This is a genomic window from Sphingomonas bisphenolicum (genome assembly GCF_024349785.1).
GTDB classification, from domain to species: Bacteria; Pseudomonadota; Alphaproteobacteria; order Sphingomonadales; family Sphingomonadaceae; genus Sphingobium; species Sphingobium bisphenolicum.
The window spans coordinates 3,617,454-3,641,860 of sequence record NZ_AP018817.1; the positions used below are offsets into that span (position 1 = coordinate 3,617,454).

The 24,407-nt window shown below is 66.1% G+C and carries 23 protein-coding genes and 1 tRNA gene; 11 read left to right on the forward strand and 13 right to left on the reverse strand.

What is annotated here, in order from left to right; genetic code table 11:
- Window positions 1-5: 5 nt before the first annotated feature.
- The 4 genes from SBA_RS17965 to SBA_RS17980 are packed head-to-tail and all read left to right on the forward strand — an operon-like array spanning window position 6 to window position 5,871.
- Complete coding sequence (locus tag SBA_RS17965) at window positions 6-938, forward strand: formylglycine-generating enzyme family protein (RefSeq protein ID WP_261936787.1); 933 nt, start codon at window positions 6-8, stop codon at window positions 936-938.
- Window positions 935-2,578: a sulfatase family protein gene (locus SBA_RS17970; protein ID WP_261935387.1), complete on the forward strand. Its 1,644-nt coding sequence runs from the start codon at window positions 935-937 to the stop codon at window positions 2,576-2,578. The genes SBA_RS17965 and SBA_RS17970 overlap by 4 nt, the downstream gene beginning before the upstream one ends.
- A gap of 35 nt (window positions 2,579-2,613) precedes the next feature.
- Complete coding sequence (locus SBA_RS17975) at window positions 2,614-3,870, forward strand: MFS transporter (RefSeq protein ID WP_261935388.1); 1,257 nt, start codon at window positions 2,614-2,616, stop codon at window positions 3,868-3,870.
- A gap of 48 nt (window positions 3,871-3,918) precedes the next feature.
- Entirely contained in the window at window positions 3,919-5,871 is a 1,953-nt protein-coding gene (locus SBA_RS17980) for a sulfatase-like hydrolase/transferase (protein ID WP_261935389.1), read from the forward strand.
- Window positions 5,872-6,056: 185 nt separating this feature from the next.
- Here the strand turns inward: SBA_RS17980 and SBA_RS17985 are convergent.
- The 5 genes from SBA_RS17985 to SBA_RS18005 all read right to left on the reverse strand — a co-directional run bounded on the left by SBA_RS17985 (window position 6,057) and on the right by SBA_RS18005 (window position 8,561).
- Window positions 6,057-6,133: transfer RNA gene (locus SBA_RS17985), tRNA-Arg, on the reverse strand.
- 60 nt (window positions 6,134-6,193) lie between these two features.
- The gene (locus SBA_RS17990) at window positions 6,194-6,664 is read right to left on the reverse strand and encodes a DUF1178 family protein (RefSeq protein WP_261935390.1); all 471 of its coding nucleotides are present in this window, start codon (window positions 6,662-6,664) and stop codon (window positions 6,194-6,196) included.
- Window positions 6,661-7,491 (reverse strand): carbon-nitrogen hydrolase family protein, encoded by an 831-nt coding sequence (locus SBA_RS17995; RefSeq protein WP_261935391.1) that lies wholly within the window; start codon window positions 7,489-7,491, stop codon window positions 6,661-6,663. The genes SBA_RS17990 and SBA_RS17995 overlap by 4 nt, the downstream gene beginning before the upstream one ends.
- An 8-nt stretch (window positions 7,492-7,499) precedes the next feature.
- Window positions 7,500-7,757, reverse strand: a complete 258-nt coding sequence (gene grxC, locus SBA_RS18000; protein WP_261935392.1) for a glutaredoxin 3 — start codon at window positions 7,755-7,757, stop codon at window positions 7,500-7,502.
- Between the two features lie 63 nt (window positions 7,758-7,820).
- Window positions 7,821-8,561, reverse strand: a complete 741-nt coding sequence (locus tag SBA_RS18005) for a ComF family protein (protein WP_261935393.1) — start codon at window positions 8,559-8,561, stop codon at window positions 7,821-7,823.
- A 41-nt stretch (window positions 8,562-8,602) separates the two neighbouring features.
- Here SBA_RS18005 and SBA_RS18010 point away from each other — a divergent pair, with 41 nt between their 5' ends.
- Window positions 8,603-9,454: a class I SAM-dependent methyltransferase gene (locus SBA_RS18010; protein WP_261935394.1), complete on the forward strand. Its 852-nt coding sequence runs from the start codon at window positions 8,603-8,605 to the stop codon at window positions 9,452-9,454.
- 12 nt (window positions 9,455-9,466) lie between these two features.
- Here SBA_RS18010 and SBA_RS18015 read toward each other — a convergent pair whose 3' ends face one another.
- Window positions 9,467-10,249 (reverse strand): helix-turn-helix domain-containing protein, encoded by a 783-nt coding sequence (locus tag SBA_RS18015; protein WP_261935395.1) that lies wholly within the window; start codon window positions 10,247-10,249, stop codon window positions 9,467-9,469.
- A 35-nt stretch (window positions 10,250-10,284) separates the two neighbouring features.
- Entirely contained in the window at window positions 10,285-11,193 is a 909-nt protein-coding gene (locus tag SBA_RS18020; RefSeq protein ID WP_261935396.1) for a metallophosphoesterase family protein, read from the reverse strand.
- Window positions 11,194-11,274: 81 nt separating this feature from the next.
- On the opposite strand from SBA_RS18020, the gene SBA_RS18025 reads away from it, so the two are divergent.
- On the forward strand, window positions 11,275-12,171 hold the full coding sequence (locus SBA_RS18025) for a diacylglycerol/lipid kinase family protein (protein WP_261935397.1): 897 nt from the start codon (window positions 11,275-11,277) through the stop codon (window positions 12,169-12,171).
- Between the two features lie 70 nt (window positions 12,172-12,241).
- Here SBA_RS18025 and rpsI read toward each other — a convergent pair whose 3' ends face one another.
- The 4 genes from rpsI to SBA_RS18045 form a co-directional block, all read right to left on the reverse strand.
- The gene (gene rpsI, locus SBA_RS18030; protein ID WP_261935398.1) at window positions 12,242-12,802 is read right to left on the reverse strand and encodes a 30S ribosomal protein S9; all 561 of its coding nucleotides are present in this window, start codon (window positions 12,800-12,802) and stop codon (window positions 12,242-12,244) included.
- The gene (rplM, locus tag SBA_RS18035) at window positions 12,802-13,281 is read right to left on the reverse strand and encodes a 50S ribosomal protein L13 (RefSeq protein ID WP_082679079.1); all 480 of its coding nucleotides are present in this window, start codon (window positions 13,279-13,281) and stop codon (window positions 12,802-12,804) included. The genes rpsI and rplM overlap by 1 nt, the downstream gene beginning before the upstream one ends.
- 134 nt (window positions 13,282-13,415) lie before the next feature.
- A complete protein-coding gene (locus SBA_RS18040; RefSeq protein ID WP_261935399.1) occupies window positions 13,416-14,204 on the reverse strand; it encodes a hypothetical protein in 789 nt (262 codons plus the stop codon).
- Window positions 14,201-15,244: a COX15/CtaA family protein gene (locus SBA_RS18045; RefSeq protein WP_224551204.1), complete on the reverse strand. Its 1,044-nt coding sequence runs from the start codon at window positions 15,242-15,244 to the stop codon at window positions 14,201-14,203. Before SBA_RS18045 ends, SBA_RS18040 begins: the two co-directional genes overlap by 4 nt.
- Window positions 15,245-15,394: 150 nt before the next feature.
- Between SBA_RS18045 and SBA_RS18050 the strand changes: the two genes are divergently transcribed.
- Entirely contained in the window at window positions 15,395-17,437 is a 2,043-nt protein-coding gene (locus SBA_RS18050; protein WP_261935400.1) for a hybrid sensor histidine kinase/response regulator, read from the forward strand.
- A 3-nt stretch (window positions 17,438-17,440) separates the two neighbouring features.
- Here the strand turns inward: SBA_RS18050 and SBA_RS18055 are convergent, their stop codons facing one another.
- Together SBA_RS18055 and SBA_RS18060 are read right to left on the reverse strand one after the other, a co-directional pair.
- Window positions 17,441-18,073 carry a 2-dehydro-3-deoxy-6-phosphogalactonate aldolase gene (locus tag SBA_RS18055; protein ID WP_261935401.1) on the reverse strand — a complete coding sequence of 211 codons (633 nt, stop codon included), beginning with the start codon at window positions 18,071-18,073 and terminating at the stop codon, window positions 17,441-17,443.
- Between the two features lie 4 nt (window positions 18,074-18,077).
- A complete protein-coding gene (locus SBA_RS18060; protein ID WP_261935402.1) occupies window positions 18,078-18,974 on the reverse strand; it encodes a 2-dehydro-3-deoxygalactonokinase in 897 nt (298 codons plus the stop codon).
- 154 nt (window positions 18,975-19,128) lie between these two features.
- Between SBA_RS18060 and SBA_RS18065 the strand changes: the two genes are divergently transcribed.
- The 4 genes from SBA_RS18065 to SBA_RS18080 all read left to right on the forward strand — a co-directional run bounded on the left by SBA_RS18065 (window position 19,129) and on the right by SBA_RS18080 (window position 24,318).
- Window positions 19,129-20,931: an IlvD/Edd family dehydratase gene (locus SBA_RS18065; protein ID WP_261935403.1), complete on the forward strand. Its 1,803-nt coding sequence runs from the start codon at window positions 19,129-19,131 to the stop codon at window positions 20,929-20,931.
- Window positions 20,932-21,068: 137 nt separating this feature from the next.
- Entirely contained in the window at window positions 21,069-22,646 is a 1,578-nt protein-coding gene (locus SBA_RS18070) for an aldehyde dehydrogenase (NADP(+)) (protein WP_261935404.1), read from the forward strand.
- Window positions 22,643-23,566: a Gfo/Idh/MocA family protein gene (locus tag SBA_RS18075; protein ID WP_261935405.1), complete on the forward strand. Its 924-nt coding sequence runs from the start codon at window positions 22,643-22,645 to the stop codon at window positions 23,564-23,566. The genes SBA_RS18070 and SBA_RS18075 overlap by 4 nt, the downstream gene beginning before the upstream one ends.
- A gap of 17 nt (window positions 23,567-23,583) precedes the next feature.
- Entirely contained in the window at window positions 23,584-24,318 is a 735-nt protein-coding gene (locus tag SBA_RS18080; RefSeq protein ID WP_261935406.1) for a FadR/GntR family transcriptional regulator, read from the forward strand.
- Window positions 24,319-24,407: the final 89 nt, after the last annotated feature.

The window sequence follows — 24,407 nt, forward strand, 5'->3', positions numbered from 1 at the left end:
ACGGCATGATCCACCTGCCCGGCGGCGCCTTCCTGATGGGGTCGGACCGTTTCTACCCGGAGGAAGCGCCCGTGCGCCGGGTGCAGGTGGACGGCTTCCGGATCGACGAAACCCCCGTCACCAATCGCGACTTCGCGCGCTTCGTGGACGCGACCGGCCATGTCACGCTGGCCGAGATCGCACCCGACCCGAAAGACTATCCCGGCATGGACCCGGCCATGGCGCAGGCGGGCTCCTTGCTGTTCCAGCGCACCGGCGGCCCCGTGTCGCTCGACGATTACAGCCAGTGGTGGCAGTTCAGCTTCGGCACCGACTGGCGCCATCCCCATGGCCCGGACAGCCGGATCGAGGGGCTGGAGGATCACCCCGTCGTCCATGTCGCCTATGAAGATGCGGAAGCCTATGCGAAATGGGCGGGCAAGGCGCTGCCGACTGAGGCGGAATGGGAATATGCCGCCCGCGGCGGCCTGGACGGTGCGGACTATGCCTGGGGCGACGCACTGGCGCCCGATGGCAAGATGATGGCCAATTACTGGCAGGGCGCCTTCCCCTATGGCAACACGCTGGAGGACGGTTACGAACGCACCTCCCCGGTGCGCACCTATCCCGCCAACGGCCGTGGCCTGTACGACATGATCGGCAATGTCTGGGAATGGACGACCGACTGGTTCGCCCAGCCCCGGATCGAGCGCAAGGCCAAGGGCAGCTGCTGCGTCCCCGCCAACCCGCGCGGCGGCACGAAGCGCGAGAGCCTGGACCCCGCCAGCCCCACCGCACCGGTCCCCCGCAAGGTGCTGAAGGGCGGATCGCATCTGTGCGCGCCCAATTATTGCCAGCGCTATCGGCCCGCCGCCCGCCATCCGCAGGCGGTGGACAGCGCGACCAGCCATATCGGCTTTCGCTGCATCATCCGGGACAAGAAGGGAATCCGTTCATGACCACCGCCCGTCGCGCGCTGCGCGCCGCCGCGATCGCCGCCTGCACCCTGATGGGTCCGGGCGCCTTCGCCAAGCCGGTGAACGCGCCGCAGCCAAAGCCCACGAACATGATTTTCGTGCTGGTGGACGATCTGCGCTATGACGCGATGGGCTTCCTGACGCCCGGTCTCCAGACCCCCAATATCGACCGGCTGGCCAGGGACGGCGTCTATTTCCCCAATGCCGTCGTCACCTCCTCGCTCTGCTCGCCCAGCCGCGCGACCATCCTGACCGGCCAGACCGCGCGCAACCATGGCGTGGTGGACAATAATAACAGTTCGGAGGAAGGGCTGACCTTCTTCCCCCAATATCTGCAACAGGCGGGCTATCAGACCGGCTTCTTCGGCAAATGGCATATGGGCTTCGACACCGACGCCCCCCGCCCCGGCTTCGACAAATGGGTCAGCTTCAAGGGCCAAGGCACCTATTTCCCGACCGAACAGCTCAGCCCTGAAAAGATTGCGGCGGGTGAGCGGCAGATGCTCAACGTCGATGGCAGCCATGTAAAGCGCACCGGCTATATCACCGACGAACTGACCGATTATGCGATGAACTGGCTGGAAAAAGGACGGGACAAGTCCAAGCCCTTCTTCCTCTATTTGAGCCACAAGGCGGTCCATAGCGACCCGCTGCCGCCCGACCGGTACAAGGCGCAATATAGCGACCTCAAGATCACCCTGCCCGCCAGCATGGCCGACACGCCGGAAAATAATGCAGGCAAGCCGCTCTGGGTCCGGAACCAGCGCAACAGCTGGCACGGCGCGGATTTCCCCTATCATACCAACAACCCCATGACGGAGCAGGTCCGCGATTATTATCGCACCCTGTCCCCCGTGGATGAGAGCCTGGGTCGCATCCTGGCTTACCTCAAGAAGAACCATCTCGATAAGAATACGATGGTCGTCTTCTATTCCGACAACGGCTTCCTGATCGGGGAACATGGGCTGATCGACAAGCGCAACGCCTATGAACCCTCCGTCCGCGTGCCGATGATCGTCTGGGCGCCCGGCATGGTGCCAAAGGGGGTGACCAACCCCGCCGTCGTGCGCAATCTCGACCTCGCACCCACCTTCCTCGACATCGCCCATGTGGCGAAACCTGCGCAGATGGAGGGCAAGAGCTTCCTGCCCGTGGCCGAGGGCAAGATTGACGAAAAGACCTGGAACCCCGGCGATTTCGTCTATGAATATTATTGGGAATGGAGCTTCCCGCAGACGCCCACCACCTTCGCGATCGAGCGCGACCGGGTGAAATATATCCAATATCATGGCGTCTGGGATCTGGAGGAACTGTACGACCTCAAGAGCGATCCGGACGAGATGCACAATCTGATCGAGGACCCCAAATGGCTGGATACCAAGATCACTTTGCGCAAGGCGCTGTTCGACCAGTTGGCCAACAATAAGGGCGCGCATGTCGTCCCCTACACCCGCAAGTCTAGCTCCGGCCTCGTCAACCGCAATATCGACGGCCCGCATGCCGCCGATTTCCCCGCCGACTGGTATGTGCAGCCCAACCTGCCGACCAAGATGAACGACCTGTTCGCCGACAGCCCGGCCAAGGCGAAGGCGGACGCCGAAGGCAAGACCTACCACCCCTGATTATGGGCCAATGGCCCTTCTGAAAGTTCGCGTCGATGACCGCATCCCCTTCGCCGGAAACCACCCGCCCCACCGTGTCGCTGGGCTTCGTCGCCGTCTATGTGCTGGCGCAGTTCGGCATCTGGGTCGCGTTGCTGACGCCGGTGGTGATGACGCTGGCGCTGCGCGTCGGCGAGATTGCGAGCGAGGCGGAAAAGGGCCGCTGGCTGGGCATCATCCTGGCGATCGGCGGCTTCGTCGCGCTGGTGGCCACACCGATCTGCGGCGCTCTGTCGGATCGGACGCGCAGCCGCCTCGGCCGCCGCCGGCCATGGCTGCTGGGCGGCCTTGTGGTTGCGGGCGCGGGCCTGCTGCTGCTTGGCCTCGCGCCCAAGCTGCTGTTGCTGGGCCTGGGCTGGATCATCTGTCAGGCCGGCTTCAACGCGATGCAGGCGGGCTGCCTGCCGATCCTGCCCGACATCATCCCCGTCCGCTGGCAGGGCCGGGTCGCGGGCATGCTGGGCATGACCTCCACCATGGGCAGCTTCGCAGGCAGTTGGATCACCCAATATACGCAGGGGTCATCGCTGCTGATGTTCCTCGCCCCCTTCGCGATCACGATCGTCAGCATCATCATTCTCTGCCTCATCCTGCCCGATCGCCCGGCCGCAAGTAGCGATGATCGCCGCCTCGGACCCATTGCCATGCTGCGCGCGATCGGCGCGCCGTTCCGCGACTGGGACTTCAGCTGGGCGTTCGGTAGCCGCTTCCTCATCATGATGGCCTGGTCGTTCCTGCTGACCTACCAGCTCTTCTTCCTGACCGACCAGCTCTCGCTGGCAAAGGCGGACGCGACCCAGGTCATGGTGAAATCGATGGCGATCATCGCCACCGCGACCATCGCCATTTCGCTGGTCGGGGGCTTCATCACCGACTGGACCGGCCGCCGCAAGCCGCTGGTCTTCCTCGCCGCCGCGCTGGAGGGCGCCGGTTTCCTGACGATCGCGCTCGCCCCGTCCGTGCCGCAATTCCTGGTCGGCGTGGCGATGGCGGGGATCGGCAAGGGTCTCTATTTCGCCGTCGACCTCGCCCTGCTGGCCGCCATCCTGCCCCGGCCGGAAGACAGCGCCAAGGATATGGGCGTGTTCCAGATCGCCAACAGCCTGCCCCAGTCGCTCGCGCCTGCCATCGCGCCGATCATCCTGGTGATCGGCAGCACCAGCGGAAAGGATTATGCCGCCATCTACCTGACCGGCATGATCTTCGCCCTGCTGGGTGCGTTCGCCATCTGCCCGGTGCGGCGATCGAGGTGATCGCCAGAAGCAAAATGCGAATGCCGCCCCACTATGAAGGATAAGAGGATGACCCATAGCCGCCGCGACGCCATCAAGCTGGGCGCCATCGGCATCGGCGCCGCCGCTGCGCCGCTCGCCGCCGTGCCGGGCAGCGCGCGCCTGCCCAACATCCTCTGGCTCGTCAGCGAAGACAATAACCCCTATATCGGCGCCTATGGCGACAAGGTGGCGCATACCCCACATATCGACAGCCTCGCAAAGAAGGGCATTCTTTACCGCAACAGCTATTCCGACGCGCCGGTTTGCGCGCCGTCCCGCTTTGCGATCCTGACCGGCATCAACCCGGAAAGCTGTTCGCCCGCGCAGCATATGCGCGCCGACGCCAAACTGCCCAGCCAGTTCAAAACCTATCCCGAACTCATGCGGCAGGCGGGCTATTATTGCATCAACAACCCCAAGACCGACTATAATTGCGATGTCGATCCAAAGGCCATCTGGGACGTGCAGGGGATCGATGGACATTGGCGCAACGCGCCCAAGGACAAGCCCTTCCTATGCGTCTTCAACACCGGCACCAGCCATGAACAGCATGTCTGCCAACGCGATGCCGGGCGCGTAAAGCCCGAGGATGTGCGCATACCGGCATTTCTGCCCGATACGGAAACCACGCGCCGGGATTATGCCGAATATTACAACATCATGGAAAATATGGACGGAGAGATCGGCAACTGGCTCTCGCAACTGAAAAATGACGGCCTGGATGAAGATACCATCGTCTTCTATTATGGCGATAATGGCGGCGTCCTGCCGCGCTCCAAGCGCTATTGCTATGAGGAAGGCCTGCGCGTCCCCCTCATCGTCTATATACCGCCCAAATGGCAGCACCTCGCCCCTGCCCGGCCGGGCAGCGTGATCGATGCCCCCGTCACCCTGATCGATCTGCCCGCGACATTGCTGTCCATCGCCGGTATCGCGCAGCCCGCACAAATGACGGGAACGGCGCTTGCCGGCCACAGGATCGGCGCGCCGAAATCCTATGCTTTCGGCTTCCGCGACCGGATGGACGAGCGCTATGACCTCGTCCGCACCGTCACCGACGGTCGCTGGCGCTATATTCGCAACTATATGCCGCATCGCGCGCTGGGCCAGCATGTCGGCTTCGAATGGGACGTACAGGCAAGCTATCGCGAGTGGAACGCCTTGCACCTCGCCGGCAAGCTGACGGACGAGCAGGATCGCTTCTTCCAGCCGAAGGCGTTTGAAGAACTGTACGACTTGCAGGCCGACCCGGATGAAGTGAATAATCTCATCGATCACCCTGCCGGCCTGACTGCCGCCAGGCGCCTGCGCACCGCGCTCGATCGGCATATGCTGGCCATCAACGACAATGGCTTCCTGCCGGAAGGCGCCAAGGGCGAAGGCTATTTCGAAAGCCGTGACCGCAGCATCTATCCGTTAAAGAGGCTGATGCTGGTCGCGGCGGCGGCGGCGCGGCGCGATCCCCGCAATCTGAAGCGCTTTGCGACATTGCTCGACAGCCCGGTCGTAGCGGTCAGGACATGGGCGGCGCGGGGCCTGCTGATCCTGGGCGAAGACGCGCGTCCCGCCAAAGACGCGCTGGCGCGGGTGGTCGCGTCCGACCCCGCCGATCCCGTGCGCATCGTCGCGGCCGAAGCATTGGTCGGACTGGGAGAGCCGGTCGAAGCGGTGGCCTTGCTCGCCCGACTGGCCGACGAGGACAATATGCTTCCGATCCGGATTCAGGCCTATGACGCCCTGTCGAACATCGGTCGCGCCGCCATCCCGGCGCTCCCGGTCATCCGCAAAGCAGCCAACGCGCAATTACGCCGCTTCATCGACCCCGAATATCCCAAGCGGATGGCGATGTATCTGGTCGCCACATTGGAGGGTTCCTACGATCCGACGCAAGAAGGCTTGTCCCCGCAAGCATGCCAAAACGCCACCAAAAGCCCCAACATGTTCATGGGCCCACCCCCCAGCGCGGCATGGGAGTCCTAATCCAAGATGCATTGATGGGAAGCTATAGCTTGTTCCCCGGCGAAGGCCGGGGAACCCACGCATGAGTCTACATTACATTGTAGTATAAGGGCCGATCGCCATTCGGCCCTTAGCGATGTAGGCCGTCACCCGCGCAACGCATCTGGCGTTTTTTCCACCCTGGAGGGGACGCTGACCGAGGAGAATGGTGCACCCGACGGGATTCGAACCCATGGCCCTCAGATTAGGAATCTGATGCTCTATCCTGCTGAGCTACGGGTGCCCGGCGACGGCTCTATTGCGCGCGGCGCGCCCGGTCAATTCTGTGCGGTCAATTAATGGCTCAATTCTTGGCCTGCGGCGGGATGACGGGAAAGGGCAGCGGCGCCACCTCCACCCCCTCGGCGATCAGCGCCTTGGCCTCGGCCGGGGCGACCTCGCCATGGATGCTGCTGCGGTCCTTTTCGCCATAATGCATCGCGCGCGCCTGCTCGGCGAAGCCACGCCCGACCCAGGTGCTGTCCTCCAGCGCCTTGCTTTGCGCGGTCGCCAGCGCCTCGATCAGCGCCTTCATCTTCGCCTGGTCCGCGCCGCTCATCGCGGGCGCGGCGGGTTCCTCGCGCACAGCGACCGCGCGGCTGTTGCCCTTCGCACCGACCGCCGGGGCCATCACCGCCTTGGTCACATCGACATCGCCGCATAGCGGGCAGGCGAGCAGGCCCCGCGCCTTCTGATCCTCATAATCGGCGCTGGACCCGAACCATGCTTCGAACACATGGCTCTGGCCCGCACATTTCAGGTCGAACACGATCACGAAATCGTCACATCCTTCGGTATCATACGGCGGTTGGCGAGCGCCGGCACGCGCCCGCGCACATCCCCTATGCGCGTCAGGTCCAGTTCCGCAAGTCCCAGCCCGGCCGCGTCGCCCATGTCGAGCAGCACCTCGCCCCAGGGATCGATCACCACGCTATGCCCATAGGTGGTCCGCCCATCGGCATGCGTCCCAACCTGCGCGGTCGCAATGACATAGCAGCCCGCCTCGATCGCCCGCGCGCGCAGCAGCACATGCCAGTGCGCCTGGCCGGTCGGCACGGTGAAGGCGGCAGGCGCCAGCAGGATCGTCGCCCCCGCATTGGTCAGCGCGCGATAAAGATCGGGAAAGCGCATGTCGTAACAGATGGAAAAGCCCATCCGGCCCCAGGGCGTGTCCGCCGCGACCACCTGTTCGCCCGGTCCATAGACCGACGATTCGCGCCAGCTTTCGCCCGTCGCCAGATCGACGTCGAACAGATGGATCTTGTCATAGCGGGCGCGGATTTCGCCGCTGTCGTCGATCAGGAAGCTGCGATTGGCCCAGCGCCCGTCGGCCCGTTCGCCCTTCAGCGGCAGCGATCCGATATGCACCCACAGCCCCTCGCGCACCGCCGCATCGCGCACGACGGCCAGCACAACATCCTCCGCCTCGCTCCGCAGCGTATCGGCCGCACGCTTGCGGTCGCGGTCCAGGCAGCCCGCCATTTCGGGCGTGAACAGCATGTCCGCGCCCTCGCCCTTCGCCCGTTTCACCATCTCGACGATGGCGGCGGCGTTGACGGCGGGATCGATCCCGCTGGTCATCTGGAACAGCGCCGCGCGCATCCTGCTACTCACAGGCCCAGCAACGCGTCCAGCTTGCCATCCCGGTTCAACGCCGACAGGTCGTCGCTGCCACCGATATGCCGGCCGTCGATGAAAATCTGCGGCACGGTGGTTCGACCGGGCGCGCGCTCCAGTATTTCGTCGCGCCTGGGGCCGCCCATGCTGATGTCATATTCCTGGAACGCCACGCCCTTGTCGGTCAGCAGCGCCTTTGCGCGGGCGCAATAGCCGCACCAAGCCTTGGTATAGATTTCGACATTCGCCATGATGATGAGACGCTCCTTTCTTCCGAAATTGGGGGAACGCGCCGCTTTGTCAATCGCCGCGCCTCATTCTCCATCGGCATCCGGCAATACCCGCGCCCAGCACAACAGCCGCACGTCCACCGCACCGCCGCGCTTGAGCACCCGCGCGCAGGCCGCCGCGGTCGCCCCGCTGGTATGGACATCGTCGATCAGCAGCACGCGCCGCCCCGTGATCGCGGACGCATCCGCCAATGCGAAGGCGCCCCGCACCGCCTTCGCCCGCGCTCTGGGATTCATCCCCCGCAACGGCGCGGTCCGCTTCACCCGGCGCAACGCCCGCTTGTCCACCGGCCAGCCTGTCAGCCGTCCCAGATGATCCGCGATCAACGCCGACTGGTTGAACCCCCGATGCCATAGCCGCCAGCGATGCAGCGGCACCGGCACGATCAGGGCCTCCTCGTCCCCCACATGACGCAGCATCTGCCGCGCGATCAGCCGCGCCAGGCCGATGCGCCGTCCATATTTGAGCCGCAGCGCCACCGTCCGGGCGACATCGCCATAGGCCAGCACCGCGCGCGCGCTGTCCCAGGGCGGCGGGTCGGCCATGCACGCGCCACACTCGGCCCCCGCGCCCATGTCATGCGGGAAGGGCGCGCCGCAACGGGCGCAGCAAGGCTCGCCCAGCAATTCCATGCTGCTCCAGCAGGACAGGCAGAAGGCGAAATCCGCGCCGACGATGGCGCCGCAACCGGGGCAGCGCGGCGGCAGCGCATAATCGACGACAGGCTGCAAAACGCCCTTGAGAAGCGGGAGGAGCGACATCATCTGCCTTGTCCGCACTTCGCGCCCGATGCACAAGGCCCGCCATGGATAATCGCCCCGACATTTTCGACCGCGCCCGGCGTGCGCGCCAGCGCGACCGGATGCTGCCAGCCTTCGCCGATCATGACTTCCTCTATCGCGCGATGCTGGACGAACTGCTCGATCGCCTGACCGACGTGCAGCGCGACCTGCCCGAAGCGCTGGTCATCGGTTGCCCGGATGGCAGCGCGAAGGCGGCGCTGGAGGCGATGGGCAAGCGCGTCGCCTGCGCCGATCCCGGCTTCCTTGCGGCCAAAGCGGCGGGCGGCGTCCAGATGGACGAGGACGCCCTGCCCTTCGCCGACGACAGTTTCGATCTGGTGGTCGCCTGCGGCACGCTCGACAGCGTGAACGACCTGCCCGGCGCGCTGATCCTGATGCGGCGCGTGCTGCGCCCCGACGGGCTGATGCTCGCGGCCTTTGCGGGCGCGGGCAGCCTGCCCCGCCTCAAATCCGCCCTGCTCGCCGCCGAAGCCGACCGGCCCGGCCAGCATGTCCACCCGCAGGTCGATGTGCGATCGGCCGGCGATCTGCTCAGCCGCGCCGGCTTCGCCATGCCGGTCGCGGACGGCGAAACGCTGACCATCCGCTATGGCGATGTCGTGCGCCTGATGCACGACCTGCGCTTCATGGGCGCGGGCAATGTCCTCGACACGCGCGCGCCGGTCCTGACGCGAGAGGTGCTGATGCGCGCAGCGGGCCATTTCGCCGATGCCGCCGACCCGGACGGCCGCACCGGCGAACATATGGCGCTAGTCTATCTGTCCGGCTGGAAACCCGATCCCAGCCAGGCAGGACCGGCAAAGCGCGGCAGCGCGACCGTATCACTGGCCGCCGCGCTCAAAGGGAAAACCTAGCGCTTTCGCCTGTCACTCGATCATGACGGCCACCACACGCCATACGCCATCTTCGCGTTCCAGCGTCACCGACTCCGTCGCCTCGGCCTTGTTGGCGAAGCGCGTGCGAAACTTCGCCATCTCAAAGCCGTTGGGCGGGGCGAGCAGATATTCCTGACTGAGCAGGTCGCGGGATATCAGCGCGCCCAGTGGGGTGCGCACCTTGTCCTGCACCGATGCCCAGAGCTCTGGCGTATTGGCCTTGCGGAAGGATGATCCCGTCGCGCGATAGCCGTCCTCCCAACGCCCCTGATCCCCCAGGACCAGCCATTGTCGCGCGGCGTCGACCACTTCCGTGCGCGACGCAGCCTCTGTGGCGGTCGGCGCCTGTGACGAGGGGGCGGAAGCGAGTTGCGGCAAGGCTGCAAGCGCCAGCAGGCCAAGGACAAGCGTCATGAGAACTACTCCGATGATGATCCAGAAAGGACGGGTTGTCCGCCCCGCGCCGCTGATCGGCGCGCCGTCTTCATCCGCCTGAGCCGCAAGCGCGTCTGCCCCGATTTCTCTGTCCACCAAATAATCGGGGGACGTGCCCGGATCGCCACCCTCTGCCTCCAGCAGCATCCGGGCGGCCTCCCGACTGCTCGACACCGCCATCTTGCGCCGCGCATCGCGCAGCCTCTCGTTGATCGTATGGACCGACAGGCCCAGGCTCCGCGCGATCGACTTCGCATCATGGCCGCGGACGATCAGGCGCAGCGTCTGCTTCTCCTTTTCGGTCAGCGACCAGCCCATATCCGTCATCTGCATGCTCATAATATCCAAGACCTAGGTCAGGCCCAGGATGGCAGCTACCCCGAAAAATTTGTATTCAAGTCGGGGGATCGGTTGCTACTCATCCCAACCACCTCGCCCACCGTCGGCGCATCCGTCACCTCCCGCGACGCCCATGTCTCACCGTCATGCCGATATTCCACATGGCTCGCGCGCCGGAACGCCGTGCCGTCCCACACGATCACCTGCAACTCCATCTCGTTGTTGCGGCGGACATGCAGCCAGTTGAAGCTTTGCGGCTCATCGTTGCGCAGTCGGGTGGACGTGGCGGTGCCGGCCTGGATCACCAGCGCGCCACCGCTATGCTCCACCATCTTGCGAGCAGCCTCCGCATAGGTGCGGTGGAAATGGCCGGCCAGCGCCAGATGCACGCCGGCCTCGCAAGCCGCCTTCACCGCATCGTCATGCTGGCCGACCGCCTCGCTCAACTCCCCGCCCCGGCCGATCGGCATGGAAAACAGCGGATGGTGTGTCACTAAAATGCGGGTCTTGGCCGGCGCCACCTTGGCGAAGCGATCGCGCAGCATGTCCATCTGGTCATGGTTGATCCGCCCATCCTTGATCGTCAGCGACCGGGCGGTGTTGAGACCCAGAATCGCGACCTCGCCATCTTCGTAGAAGGGGCACAGATCGTTGCTGACATAGCGTTTATAGCGATCCAGCGGCGCGGCAAACCGTCGCACCACATCGTAAAGCGGCACGTCATGATTGCCCGGAATGACCAGCGTCTTCAGCCCTGCGGCCTTGAGCCGCCCCAGCCAGGCCGCCGCCTGTTTGAACTGCTCCACCCGTGCGCGCTGGGTGAAGTCGCCACTGATGACCACAAGGTCGGGACGGCGTGCCTCCAGCCAGGCGGTGGCGGCGTCGACGATCCTCTGATCGTTGGCGCCGAAATGAATATCGGAAAGATGCGCGATGCGAGCCATGCCAGGGTAACGAATCCATGGCCTAGGGTTTCCCGATGCTTTTCGATGCACCCGAAATCGATCGGACGGAGTTATTGCGGCATGGAAACGAAACCCCTTCCCAAGGACGCCATATTGGTCGTCAATGCCCATAGCCGACGCGGGCAGGATAATTTCGCACAGGCGAAGGAGAAGCTGGAGGCCGCTGGCGTCCGCCTGATCGCCGCCCATGCGGTGGAAGAGCCGGAGAAGATGGCGCAGATCGTGCGCGAGGCGGTGGACAGCGGCGCGCCGATGGTTATCGTGGGGGGCGGCGACGGCTCCATGTCCGGCACGGTGGACGAGTTTGTCGGCAAGGACTGCGTCTTCGGCATATTGCCGCTCGGCACCGCGAACAGCTTTGCGCGGACATTGGGCCTGCCGCTGGACCTGGACGGCGCAGTGCAGGCGATCGCCGGGGGCAAACGTCGCCGCGTGGACCTGGGCATGATCGATCAGGATTATTTCGTCAACGCGGCCTCACTGGGCCTCTCGCCGATGATCGGCCGGACCGTGCCGCACAAGTTGAAGCGCTATCTGGGACGGATCGGCTATCTGATGTGGGCGGTCAAATGTTCGGTCGGCTTCCGTGCCTTCCGCCTGACGATCGACGATGGCGAAAATCAACACCGCCTGTGGTCGACCGAGGTGCGCATCCTTAACGGCCCCTATCATGGCGGGGTCGAACTGTCCGACCATGCCGATGTCGATACCGGCGAAATCGTGATTCAGGCGGTGGTCGGGCGCAGCAAGCCGCGTCTTGCCTGGGACTGGTACGCCAAATTCTTCAAGCTGCGCGATCGCGATGCCCATACAGAGGAATTTCACGGGAAGTCGTTCAGGATCGAGACCAAGCCGCGCCAGCGCATCTCGATCGACGGCGAAGTGCTGGCGAAGACGCCGGTGACCGTGAAGATCGCGCCGGGCGCTGTCGAGGTGGCCGTGCCGGCGGACGGATAACCCATCTGTTACGCACAACAAAAAAGGGACCGGAAACCGGCCCCTTTCCTGTTTTGATGTTCGAAAAAGCTTAGCGCTTCGAGAACTGGAAGCTGCGGCGGGCCTTCGCCTTGCCGTACTTCTTACGCTCGACGACGCGGCTGTCGCGGGTCAGGAAGCCTTCGGCCTTGACCGCGCTGCGCAGCGCAGGCTCATATTTGGTCAGCGCCTGGGCGATGCCATGCTTGACCGCGCCGGCCTGGCCCGACAGGCCGCCGCCCTTGACGGTGGCGATCACGTCATACTGACCGTTGCGATCGGTCACGCCGAACGGCTGGTTGATCACCAGACGCAGGGTCGGACGGGCGAAATAGACTTCCTGATCGCGGCCATTGACCGTGATCTTGCCGGTGCCGGGCTTCACCCACACACGGGCGACGGCATCCTTACGACGGCCGGTCGCATAGGCGCGGCCGAGGCTGTCGATTTCCTGCTCGCGCAGCGGCATGGTCGAAACCGGGGGCGCGATCGGCGCAGCGGCTTCTTCACCTTCCACGACAGCGGCAGGCGCAGCAGCAGCGGCGACCGGAGCGGCAGCGGCTTCGGCGGCGATCGCCGCGAGGTCGGACAGGGACTGGCGGTTATCGGACATTATGCACCCACCTTGTTCTTGCGGTTGCGCGACGCGAAATCGAGCACTTCGGGGTTCTGGGCTTCGTGGGGATGCTCGGTGCCGGCGAAGACGCGCAGGTTGCGCATCTGCTGGCGGCCCAGCGGGCCACGGGGGATCATGCGCTCGATGGCCTTTTCAAGCACGCGCTCGGGGAAACGGCCTTCCAGGATCTTGGCAGGCGTGGTTTCCTTGATGCCGCCGGCATAGCCGGTGTGCTTGTAATAGACCTTGTCCGTCAGCTTCTTGCCGGTGAACTTGACCTTGCCCGCGTTGATGATGATGACATTGTCACCGCAATCGACATGGGGCGTGAAGCTGGTCTTGTGCTTGCCACGCAGGATATTCGCCACGGTCGAAGCGAGACGGCCCACGACGAGGCCGTCGGCGTCGATCAGGACCCACTTCTTTTCGACCGTTGCCGGGGTCGCCGGCTTGGTGGTCTTCATCAGCGCCTTCATGGTGCCAATACTCCAGAATAAAAATGAAACCGGGCGCCGTCGCCGACACCCGGAAGTGGGGCGCTAATGACGGGTGAGGCCCGACAAGTCAAGAGATTCGGCCCCTTTGCTGACGGGTAAAATAATACCTCTCCCTAATTGGCAGGCATCAGCGTGCGGCTTTCGGTCAGGGCGAGCGTGCCCACGGCCAGGCTGCGCTGCTGCGTTTCCACCAGTCCACTGGTCCGCGACAGGCGATAATGGATATCGACCTGCACGCCCGCGCCCGCCAGCTTCTCCTCCAGGTCCAGCGCATCGGCCGGCTGCCCGACGACGCGCAGCGTGCCTTCGACCGGCACCGGCCGGCCCAGCGGCGATCCTGCCACGGTGCGCAACCCGCGCCCTTCGCCGCCTTCCACAGTGCTGCCCGCGAACAGGAATATCGGCTGGACTTCGCCGGCCAGCAGCGCGAGCCGACCGTCGGGCGACAGGCTGGCGAACAGCGCCTGGACATTGGCCGCCGCCTTGTGCCGCGGCGTATCGGGCGCGAACGTGGCCAGCATGGCGTCGATTCCCGCTTGCACCGCGCCCCAGGCGGCGTCGACATTGTCGAGGCCGACGATCCGCCCCTGCCCGTCCAACCGGAACCGCAGCACCACGCCGATCAGCGGGGTCAGCGCAGCGCGATAGGGCTCCGCCCCGGCGGCCGGCGCATCGCTGTCGATGGCGCGCAGCGTCGCCTGCAAGATATAGCCTTGGTCCGCCCGCTCGAACTTCAGGTCGCGGATCGCGCTGAACCGGCGGGTCGCGCCTTCGACCGGCCGATGTTGCTCGATCCGATAGACCAACGCCCTGTCCGTGGGCGGCGCGAAGGGGACGGCGATGCCCTGCGCCGTCGCCGGCTGGCTGAGGACGATCAGCGCGGCGGCGAGCAGCCGCCTCAACGGCGCACGCCCACGGCATGGGCGCCCCAGGCGGCGGCGACCACGACCAGCGCCCCGACCGCCTGATGCAGTACGGCGAGCGGCAGCGCGATGCCGCTGATGACGGTGGCGATGCCCAGCAGGATTTGTGTGCCGACCGCCGCGTTGATCGCAATCGATGCGCCCCGCTGCCCGGCCTGCTTCGCGCCCCGCGCCAGCACGACCAGCGCCACCGCCGCCACCCAGGCCCACCAGCGATGCAGGAAATGGACGAGATAGGGATCGCTCGACACCGTGGCCCAGAGCGACCCCAGCCACTGGATGCCTTCGGGCACGACATGGTCGTTCATCAGCGGCCAGGTGTTCGACACATAGCCCGCGTCCAGGCCGGCGGTGAAGGCCCCCAGCATCAACTGGACCAGCAGCACCAGCAGCACCAGCAGCGCGAAGGGACGCAGCGCAGCAGGCCGCGCCCGCGGCGATCGCGCCAGCGCGCGCAGGTCGAGCGCGGTCCACACCAGCCCGCCGATGATGAACAGCGCCGTCAGCAGATGCACCGCCAGCCGGTAATGGCTGACGTCGGTGCGCACCGACAGGCCCGACTTCACCATCCACCAGCCGATCGCCCCCTGCAATCCGCCCAGCGCCAGCAAGGCAACCAGCCGTCCGCCATAGCCCGCCGGGATCGCCCGCCGCGCCGCAAACCAGACCAGCGGCAGGGCGAAGGCGACGCCGATCAGGCGGCCGAGCAGCCGGTGCAGCCATTCCCAGAAGAAGATGAACTGGAAATCCGACAGGGTCATGCCCTGGCGTAACTGCTGATATTCGGGAATCTGCTGATAGAGGCGAAACGCCTCCATCCACTGGTCGTGGGTCAACGGCGGGATAGCGCCTGTGATCGGCTTCCACTGCGTAATCGACAGGCCGGATTCGGTCAGCCGCGTGATGCCGCCCACGACCACCATGCAGAAGACCAGCAGGGCGACGACCAGCAACCAGCGGGCGATGGCGGCGGGACGCGAAACGGACGGAGCGGCGCGGGTGAAGGGAGACACTGTCATGCCGGGTCCATGCGCTCATGCCCTGCCCTTTTCAAGCCGTCCTGCACGACATAGGCATGGACAAATCAGCCCAGGCGCTGGCAGTGGAGGGGGGAAACAAAACGCCCCGCAGGCGTATCCTTCCAACGTGATTTTCTACAGGGGTTTTCGATGACCGCCGCATCGCCGGGAACAGCCGCGATGATCGCCGCACAGGGGCCGATCGGCGCCCTCACCGCCCGGCTCGACGCGTCCTCCCCGCTCGGCCCGGTCGACGGCTGGTCGCCCACCCTCGTCTCGACCGTGCGCCTGATGCTGTCGTCCAGGGCGGAGATCGTGCTGTTCTGGGGGCCGGACTTCTGCGCCCTCTACAATGAAAGCTATGTCCCGACGATCGGCGACAAACATCCACGCGCCTTGGGCCGCCCCGCGCGCGAAGGCTGGAGCGAATTGTGGGCCGATCTCGGCCCGCTGCTCCGGTCCGTCCTCGACACCGGCGAAACCGTCCATGCCAAGGATCGCCCCTTCTATATCGAGCGCGACGGCGGGCGCGGCGAGGACGTCTATTTCGACATCAGCTATTCCCCCGTGTTCGAAGCCGACGGATCGATCGGCGGCGTCCTGTGCATCGTCAGCGAGACGACCCAGCGCGTCCTGGCGGAACGGGCGATGCTGGCCGACCGCAACCGCATCTGGGCGCTGGCGCGCGACCCGTTCCTGATCGCCGACACGACCGGCGTCTGGCTCGCGGCCAGTCCGGCCTGGACCGATATATTGGGCTGGACCGAGGCGGAACTGATCGGCCGCACCGCCGAATGGATGGAGCATCCCGACGACATCCAGCCCACCCGCGATCAGATTGACGGCCTGGCGCATGGCCAGCCGGTGCTGCGATTCGACAATCGATTCCGCACGCGCGACGGCGATTATCGCACCTTCAGCTGGACCGCCGCGCCCGACGGCGACATCATCTATGCCGTTGCCCGCGACGTCACCGAACAGCGCGCCCATGCCCGCGCGCTGGCCGATGCCGAAGCTGCGCTGCGCCAGGCGCAGAAGATGGAGACGCTGGGCCAGTTGACCGGCGGGGTCGCGCATGACTTCAACAATCTGCTCCAGATCGTCACCGGCAACCTCGAACTGCTGCAACGCGCGCTGCCCGCCGACGACGCCCGGCTTCAGCGCATGGTGGCGCGCGCGGCGGCGGGCGCAGACAAGGCGGCCGTGCTGACGCAGCGGCTGCTCGCCTTCTCCCGCCGCCAGCCGCTCGATCCGCGCCCGACCGATCCCAACCGGCTGGTTGCGGGCATGTCCGACATGCTGCACCGGACGCTCGGCGAAACCATCAGCGTGACGACGATGGAGGCGCCCCAACCCTGGCCCATCGCCGTCGACGTCAACCAGATGGAAAATGCGCTGCTGAACCTTGCGGTCAACGCACGCGACGCCATGCCCGATGGCGGCAAGCTGACGATCGAGGTGAGCAACAGCCATATCGATGCGCAGCAGGCCGCGCGCGAAACCGACCTGGCGCCCGGCCCTTATGTCATGATCGGCGTGTCGGACACCGGCGAAGGCATGGACGACGCGACGCTGGCGCGGGCGATCGAACCCTTTTTCACCACCAAGGATGTCGGGCGTGGCACCGGCCTTGGCCTGTCGATGGTCTATGGCTTTATCAAACAGTCCGGCGGCCATATGCGGGTCTATTCGGAGCCGGGCCAGGGCACCAGCGTCATGCTCTATCTGCCGCGCCATCATGGCTGCACGACCATGGAGGACGCGCCGGAAACGCCTGCGTTCGCGGCGACGGGCGGACAGGAAACCATCTTGCTATGCGAGGATGACGATAATGTCCGCGCCTATTCCTTCGAAGTGCTGCGCGACCTTGGCTATCATGTCGTCCCGGCCGCCGATGGCGCGGCCGCGCTGGAGGCGCTGGAGGCGGCCGAGGGACCGGTCGACCTGCTCTTCACCGATGTCGTCCTGCCCGGCGGCATGACCGGCGCCGATCTGGCGGCCACGGCCAAGCTGCGCTGGCCCGCCCTCAAAATCCTGTTCACCACCGGCTATGCCCGCAACGCCATCGTCCATCACGGCCGGCTGGACGAAGGCGTCGACCTGCTGACCAAGCCCTTCAGCTATGCCGATCTCGCCGCCAAGGTTCGGGATGTGCTGGACAGACCTGCGGACGTGCCGGAAACGGTCGCCTGACTGTCAGCGCAGCGTCGCCTGCCACGCCGCGACCAGATCGCGGCCGCGCTGGCCGACCGTCGCCGCGTCGTCGCCCGGCTTGTAGAGCGCGCCGCCCACGCCGATGCCTTCGCAGCCGCCCGCCAGCCATTCGCCGATCGTGTCCGCGCCGGTGCCGCCCACGGCCCACACGCCCACCTCGCGCGGCAGCACGTCCTTGACCGCCTTCACATAGGCCGCGCCCAGACGGGCCGCCGGGAACAGCTTGATCCGCTTCGCCCCTGCCGCGATGGCGGCGAAGGCTTCGCTGGGCGTCATGAAGCCGGGCAGCAGGTCCAGCCCCAATGCCGCGCCACGCGCGATCACCGCCGGATTGGTGTTGGGTGTGACCATGATGCGCCCGCCCGCGTCGTGCAGCGCCTCGACTGCCTCGACGCTCAGCACGGTGCCGGCGCCGATCAGCGCCCGGTCGCCAAATTCGGCCTGCATCGCCGCGATACTGACCAGCGGATCTGGCGAATTGAACGGCACTTCCAGGATGCGGATGCCCGCATCGACCAAAGCGGCGCTCACGTCGATCGCTTCGTCGGGCCGGATGCCGCGCAGGATCGCGCAGACGGGCGGCGCGCCATCAGCCAGCAGGTCGTCCAGGGTCATGCTATCAAATCTCCGTCAGGCCAAGGCCGGCGAGCGCGCAGGCGTCGCCGTCCAGCATGTGTGTCGTCACGCCCTGCCTGTCCAGCGCCTGCGCATAGCGGGCGGACAGGCGGGCGTCACCGATCAGGGTGACGCTGTCCGTCGCACCCAGCATGCCGCGCATCTCCGCGACCTCGCACCCGATCAGCAGGCCCGACAGATAGCCCAGCGCCCAGTCGGGCGAGCGGCCCTGGCGCAGCCGCATGGCGCGCGCCGCGAACAACGACTGCAACAGCTTCCCGTCGTTGGCGCGGTCCAGCCCCTCGGCAAAGCCGGCGGCTTCCTCGACCGGACTGGTGACATCGACCTTCGGCCCCAGAGTCGACCGGTCGCGCAGCAGCGCGAACAATTCGCCGGTGGGCATGGTGCGGAAGGCGGTGATGCGGCCATCCTCGACCAGCGACCATTTATTGTGAGTGCCGGGCAGGACGATCATATGCCGCCCGGCGCCGAGCGCAGCATCGCGGGCAATCGCCCCGAAAATCTGGGTTTCCTCGCCGCGCATGACATCGGCGATGCCGTCCGCCCCCTCGCAGGCCAGCCCCGCCATGATGGCGACCGGCGCGCCGCGCCAGTCGAAACGCATCGCCGCCTGCCGCCATAGCGCCGCATCGGCCGGGCAGTCCGCATAGGGCGCCTCGACCCAACCGTCGCGCGCGCCGGCCATGCCGCACAGGGTGATCGATTCGGGCGGGCCGTCGGCCAGCCAGGGGGCGATCGTGTCGGCGAAGGCCGCCTCCGCCGCGCCGCCCACCGCGCCGATCCCCGGCCCATCGCGCCGCGCCGCCAGCACGGCCTTTTCGACCCGGAACAGCCGCAGACGGCTCGTCCCCCAGTCCCCGACGACGGAATAACCACTCACCAGCACGCTCTCCGGCCTTTATTTATGGTAGCGCTCACATTTCCCCGCTTGGGGTGCTTGAATTTCTATTTGTCTGAGTATATCAGGAGGCGGAGCGCGTCAACGCGCCATGCCCAATTTTTGCGTCAGCCATTTCTTGAATCAGGATGCCCCGATGAGCGATTCGCCCAAGACCTTCCCGAAGCTGCGCAGCCGCGCCTGGTTCGACAACCCAGACAATATCGACATGACCTCGCTCTATCTGGAGCGCTATCTGAACTTCGGCCTGAGCCTGGACGAATTGCGCAGCGGCAAGCCGATCATCGGCATCGCCCAGACCGGCAGCGACCTGTCGCCCTGCAACCGCCACCATATCGTGCTGGCCGAGCGGATGCGCGAGGGCATTCGCGAAATGGGCGGCATCGCGCTCGAATTTCCGGTTCATCCGATCCAGGAAACCGGCAAGCGCCCGACCGCGGGCCTCGACCGCAACCTCGCCTATCTGGGCCTGGTCGAAGCCATGTATGGCTATCCGCTGGACGGCGTGATCCTGACTACCGGCTGCGACAAGACCACCCCGGCGCTGCTGATGGCCGCCGCCACCGTCAACATCCCCGCCATCGCTTTGTCGGTCGGCCCGATGCTGAACGGCTGGTTCAAGGGCGAGCGCACCGGGTCCGGCACGATCGTCTGGAAGGGTCGCCAGCTGCTGGCGGCGGGCAAGATCGATGACGAAGGCTTCATCAAGCTCGTCGCCTCGTCCGCGCCGTCGACCGGCTATTGCAACACGATGGGCACGGCATCGACCATGAACAGCCTGGCCGAAGCATTGGGCATGATGCTGCCGGGTTCCGCCGCCATCCCCGCCCCCTATCGCGATCGCCAGGAAGTCGCCTATCTCACCGGCAAGCGCATCGTCGAAATGGTCGCCGAAGACCTCAAGCCGTCGGACATCATGACGCTGGACGCCTTCCACAACGCCATCGTCGTCAATTCGGCGATCGGCGGATCGACCAACGCACCGATCCACCTGTCCGCCATCGCCCGCCATATGGGCGTCGACTTGCCGCTCAAGGATTGGGAGACGGTCGGGCATAAGGTGCCTCTGCTGGTCAACCTCCAGCCCGCCGGCGAGTATCTGGGCGAGGATTATTATCGCGCCGGCGGCGTTCCCGCCGTGGTCAGCCAGTTGATCGACCAGGGCCTGATCCGCGAAGGCGCGATGACCGTCAATGGCAAGACCATGGGCGAAAATTGCAAGGGCGTGGAGATCGAGGATGAGAAGGTCATCCGTCCGTTCGGCCAGCCGCTGGTCACGGACGCCGGCTTCCTCGTCCTGTCGGGCAATCTGTTCGACGCCGCCGTCATGAAGACCAGCGTCATCAGCGCCGAGTTCCGCGATCGTTATCTGTCCAACCCCGACGATCCCGAAGCCTTCGAAGGCCCGGCGGTCGTGTTCGACGGGCCGGAGGATTATCATCACAGGATCGACGATCCGGCCACCGGCATCACCGCCAACTCGCTGCTGTTTATGCGCGGCGCCGGGCCGATCGGCTATCCGGGCGCGGCGGAAGTCGTGAACATGCGGCCGCCCGCCTATCTCATCACCGAAGGCGTTTCGGCCCTGCCCTGCATCGGCGATGGTCGCCAGTCGGGCACGTCAGGCAGCCCGTCCATCCTCAACGCCTCGCCCGAAGCGGCGGCAATGGGCGGCCTGGCGCTGCTGGAAACCGGCGACCGGGTCCGCATGGACCTGAAAGCCGGCACGGTGAACGTCCTGATTTCGGACGAGGAACTGGCCGAGCGCCGGGCGAAGCTGGAGGCCGCTGGCGGCTTCCAATATCCCGCCTCGCAAACCCCCTGGCAGGAAATCCAGCGGTCGGTCGTCGGCCAGTTGAACACCGGCGCCATATTGGAAGGCGCGGAGAAATATCAGCGCATCGCCCAGACCATGGGCCTGCCGCGCGACAACCACTGATCCTTGTAAAAAAGGGGGCGGCTATCCATCTGAGGCCGCCCCCTTCCCTGTCATTTCAGCCTGATATGTGCCGCAAACGGGTCCGATCCCGGCGGCATGATCGACCCGCTATTCCACCCCCCATTCAGGAGAACATCATGTTCAACGGAGCCATCCTCATCGGCGCGAGCGAGCGCACCGGCGGCGCGCCTTTCTACGCCATCGACCCGTCCACCGGCGCCAGGGGCGACATCGCCTTCTCCAACGCCTCGGTCGCCGATGTCGCCGACGCGACTGCGCTGGCCGACGCCGCGTTCGAAGCCTTCTCCACCCTGACCCCCGACGCGCGCGCCACCTTCCTGGAAAGCGTCGCCGACCAGATCGTCGCCATCGGCGACCTGCTCATCACCACCGCGATGAGCGAATCCGGCCTGCCCCGCGGCCGGCTGGAGGGCGAACGCGGCCGCACCGTCGGCCAGTTGCGCCTGTTCGCCTCCTATGTCCGCCAAGGCGACTGGCTGGACGCCACGATCGACAAGGCGCTGCCCGACCGCGCGCCCCTGCCCCGCAGCGACCTGCGCCGCGTCAATCAGGCGCTCGGCCCCGTCGCCGTGTTCGGCGCATCCAACTTCCCGCTGGCCTTCTCGGTCGCGGGCGGTGACACCGCGTCGGCCTTCGCCGCGGGTTGCCCGGTCGTGGTGAAGGGCCATCCCGCCCATCCCGGCACCGGCGAACTGGTCGCCCGCGCGATCATCGCGGCGGTCGCAGCCTGCGGCCTGCCCGAAGGCGTCTTCTCCTACCTGCCCGGCACCACCAATGATCTGGGCGGCGCGCTGGTCGCCGATCCGCGCATCAAGGCGGTGGGCTTCACCGGGTCGCGCGGCGGCGGCATTGCGCTGATGCAGATCGCGGCCAAGCGCGAAGAGCCGATCCCGGTCTATTCGGAAATGTCCTCGATCAACCCGGTCGTCCTGCTGCCCGGTGCGCTCGCTGCGCGCGCCGAAGCGCTGGGCACCGCATTCGTCGGTTCCATGTCGCTGTTCGCCGGCCAGTTCTGCACCAATCCCGGCATGGTGATCGCGCTCGACAGCCCCGATCTCGACAGCTTCGTTGCGTCGGCCGCCAATGCCCTGTCGGCCAACGCGGCGCAGGTCATGCTGACGCCCGGCATCCACGCCGCCTATGAAAAGGGCGTCGAGGCGCTGGCCAGCGCGGACGGCGTCACTACCGTCGCGCGCGGCACCGAAGCGGACGGCGTCAATCGTGGCCAGTCGGCCTTCTTCGCGACCGCCGCCGACCAGTTCCGCGCCAACCCGGCGCTGGCGCATGAAGTGTTCGGCGCGTCCTCGATCCTGGTGAAGTGCGCCACGATCGATGACGTGATCGCCACCATCGCCGATCTGGAAGGCCAACTGACCGCGACGCTTCAGATGGAAGCCAGCGATGCGGACAATGCCGCCAAGCTGTTGCCCACGCTGTCGCGCAAGGTCGGCCGCGTCCTTGCCAATGGCTGGCCCACCGGCGTCGAAGTGACCCATGCCATGGTCCATGGCGGCCCCTTCCCCTCGACCTCGGACGGCCGTTCGACCTCGGTCGGCACCTTGGCGATGATGCGCTTCCTGCGCCCCGTCTGCTATCAGGACCTGCCCGACGCGCTGTTGCCGCCCGCATTGCAGGCCGCCAACCCCTGGGGTCTGACGCGCCGTAACGAAGGCAAGCTGGACGTCACCGCATGACGATCCGGGCAGGTCTGGTAGGGCTCGGCAAGATCGCGCGCGATCAGCACCTGCCCGCCATTGCGAAAATCGACGGCATCGATCTGGTCGCCGTCGCCAGCCGCAACGCGCAGGGGGAAGGGGTGAACAACTACCCCGACCTCGGCGCGATGCTGGCGGGCGAACCGGACCTCGACGCCGTCATCCTCTGCCAGCCGCCGCAGGTCCGCTATCAGGCGGCCCGGCAGGCGCTGCTGGCGGGCAAGCATGTGTTTCTGGAAAAGCCGCCGGGCGCGACCGTGTCCGAAGTGGAGGCACTGACTGCGCTGGCCAAGGCGGAGGGCGTCACGCTCTACGCAAGCTGGCACAGCCGCTATGCCGCCGCCGTGGCGCAGGCCAAGGCATGGATTGCAGAGCGGAAGGTCGAGCGGATCGACATACAGTGGCGCGAGGATGTCCGTCACTGGCATCCGGGCCAGCCCTGGATCTGGGAAGCGGGCGGCTTTGGCGTGTTCGATCCGGGCATCAACGCCCTGTCGATCCTGACCGAAATCGTCGGCGAGCCGATCACGGTGCTGTCGGCCGAACTGGAAGTGCCGTCCAACAAGCAGGCGCCGATCGGCGCCACGCTGGCCATGGCGACGGCATCCGGAGCCGCGATCGACACCGTGTTCGACTGGCGCCAGACCGGGCCGCAAACCTGGGACATCGCGGTCGAGACGGACAAGGGCAGCCTGCTCCTGTCCGAAGGCGGCAATACCCTCCGCCTCGACGGCGAAGTGCAGATGAAGGCGCCGGACGAGGAATATCCCACCATGTATCGCCGTTTCGTCGGCCTGGTGGCGGACAAGGCGGTCGACGCCGACACCGCGCCGCTGCGTCTGGTGGCGGACGCCTTTCTTTGCGGACGGCATTGCCCTACGGCAGCATTTGAGGACTAGACTATAGGAGCGGGGATTTGGGTAGCGGGCGCAAGATCGGATCCGAGGAGGGCGTACTGCGCATCCATCAGACGATCGCCCGCGACCTGGGCACCGCCATCCTTACGGGCAAGCACAAGCCGGGCGAATTGTTCGAGGGTGAAATCGAGGCGTCCGAGCGCCTCGGCGTCTCCCGCACCGCCTATCGCGAGGCGGTGCGCATCCTGATCGCCAAGGGGATGCTGGAAAGCCGCCCCAAGGCCGGCACTCGCGTCCTGCCGCGCAGCCGCTGGAACGTGCTCGACCCCGAAATGCTCGCCTGGATGTTCGCGGGCGAGCCGGACGCCAATTTCATCCGCGACCTGTTCGAACTGCGCGGCGTGATCGAACCGGCCGCCGCCGAATTCGCCGCCCGCCGCCGCACCGACGAGCAACTGGCGACGATGGAGGCCGCGCTGGCGGAAATGGGCCGCTTCGGCCTGTCGACGCCCGACGGCCGCGCCGCGGACCAGCGTTTCCACCATGCCATCCTGGCCGCCACCCATAATGACGCGCTGGAGGCGCTGGCCAGTTCGGTCGGCGCGGCGGTCAGTTGGACCACGACCTTCAAGCATCGCAAGAAGCTGCTGCCGCGCGATCCCCTGCCCGACCATCGCGCCGTGTTCCAGGCGATCGCCGCCCGCGACACCGCCGCCGCGCGCGCGACCATGGCGGAACTGCTGCGCCTGGCGCTGGCCGACATGGACATCGCGCTGGCCGAGCCTGGCGGATAAGGCAGCCCCCATCCGTTCGCCCTGAGCGAAGCGACCTTCCTGCGGTCGGTCGAACCCTTCGACTTCGCTCAGGGCCAACGGATATCGGA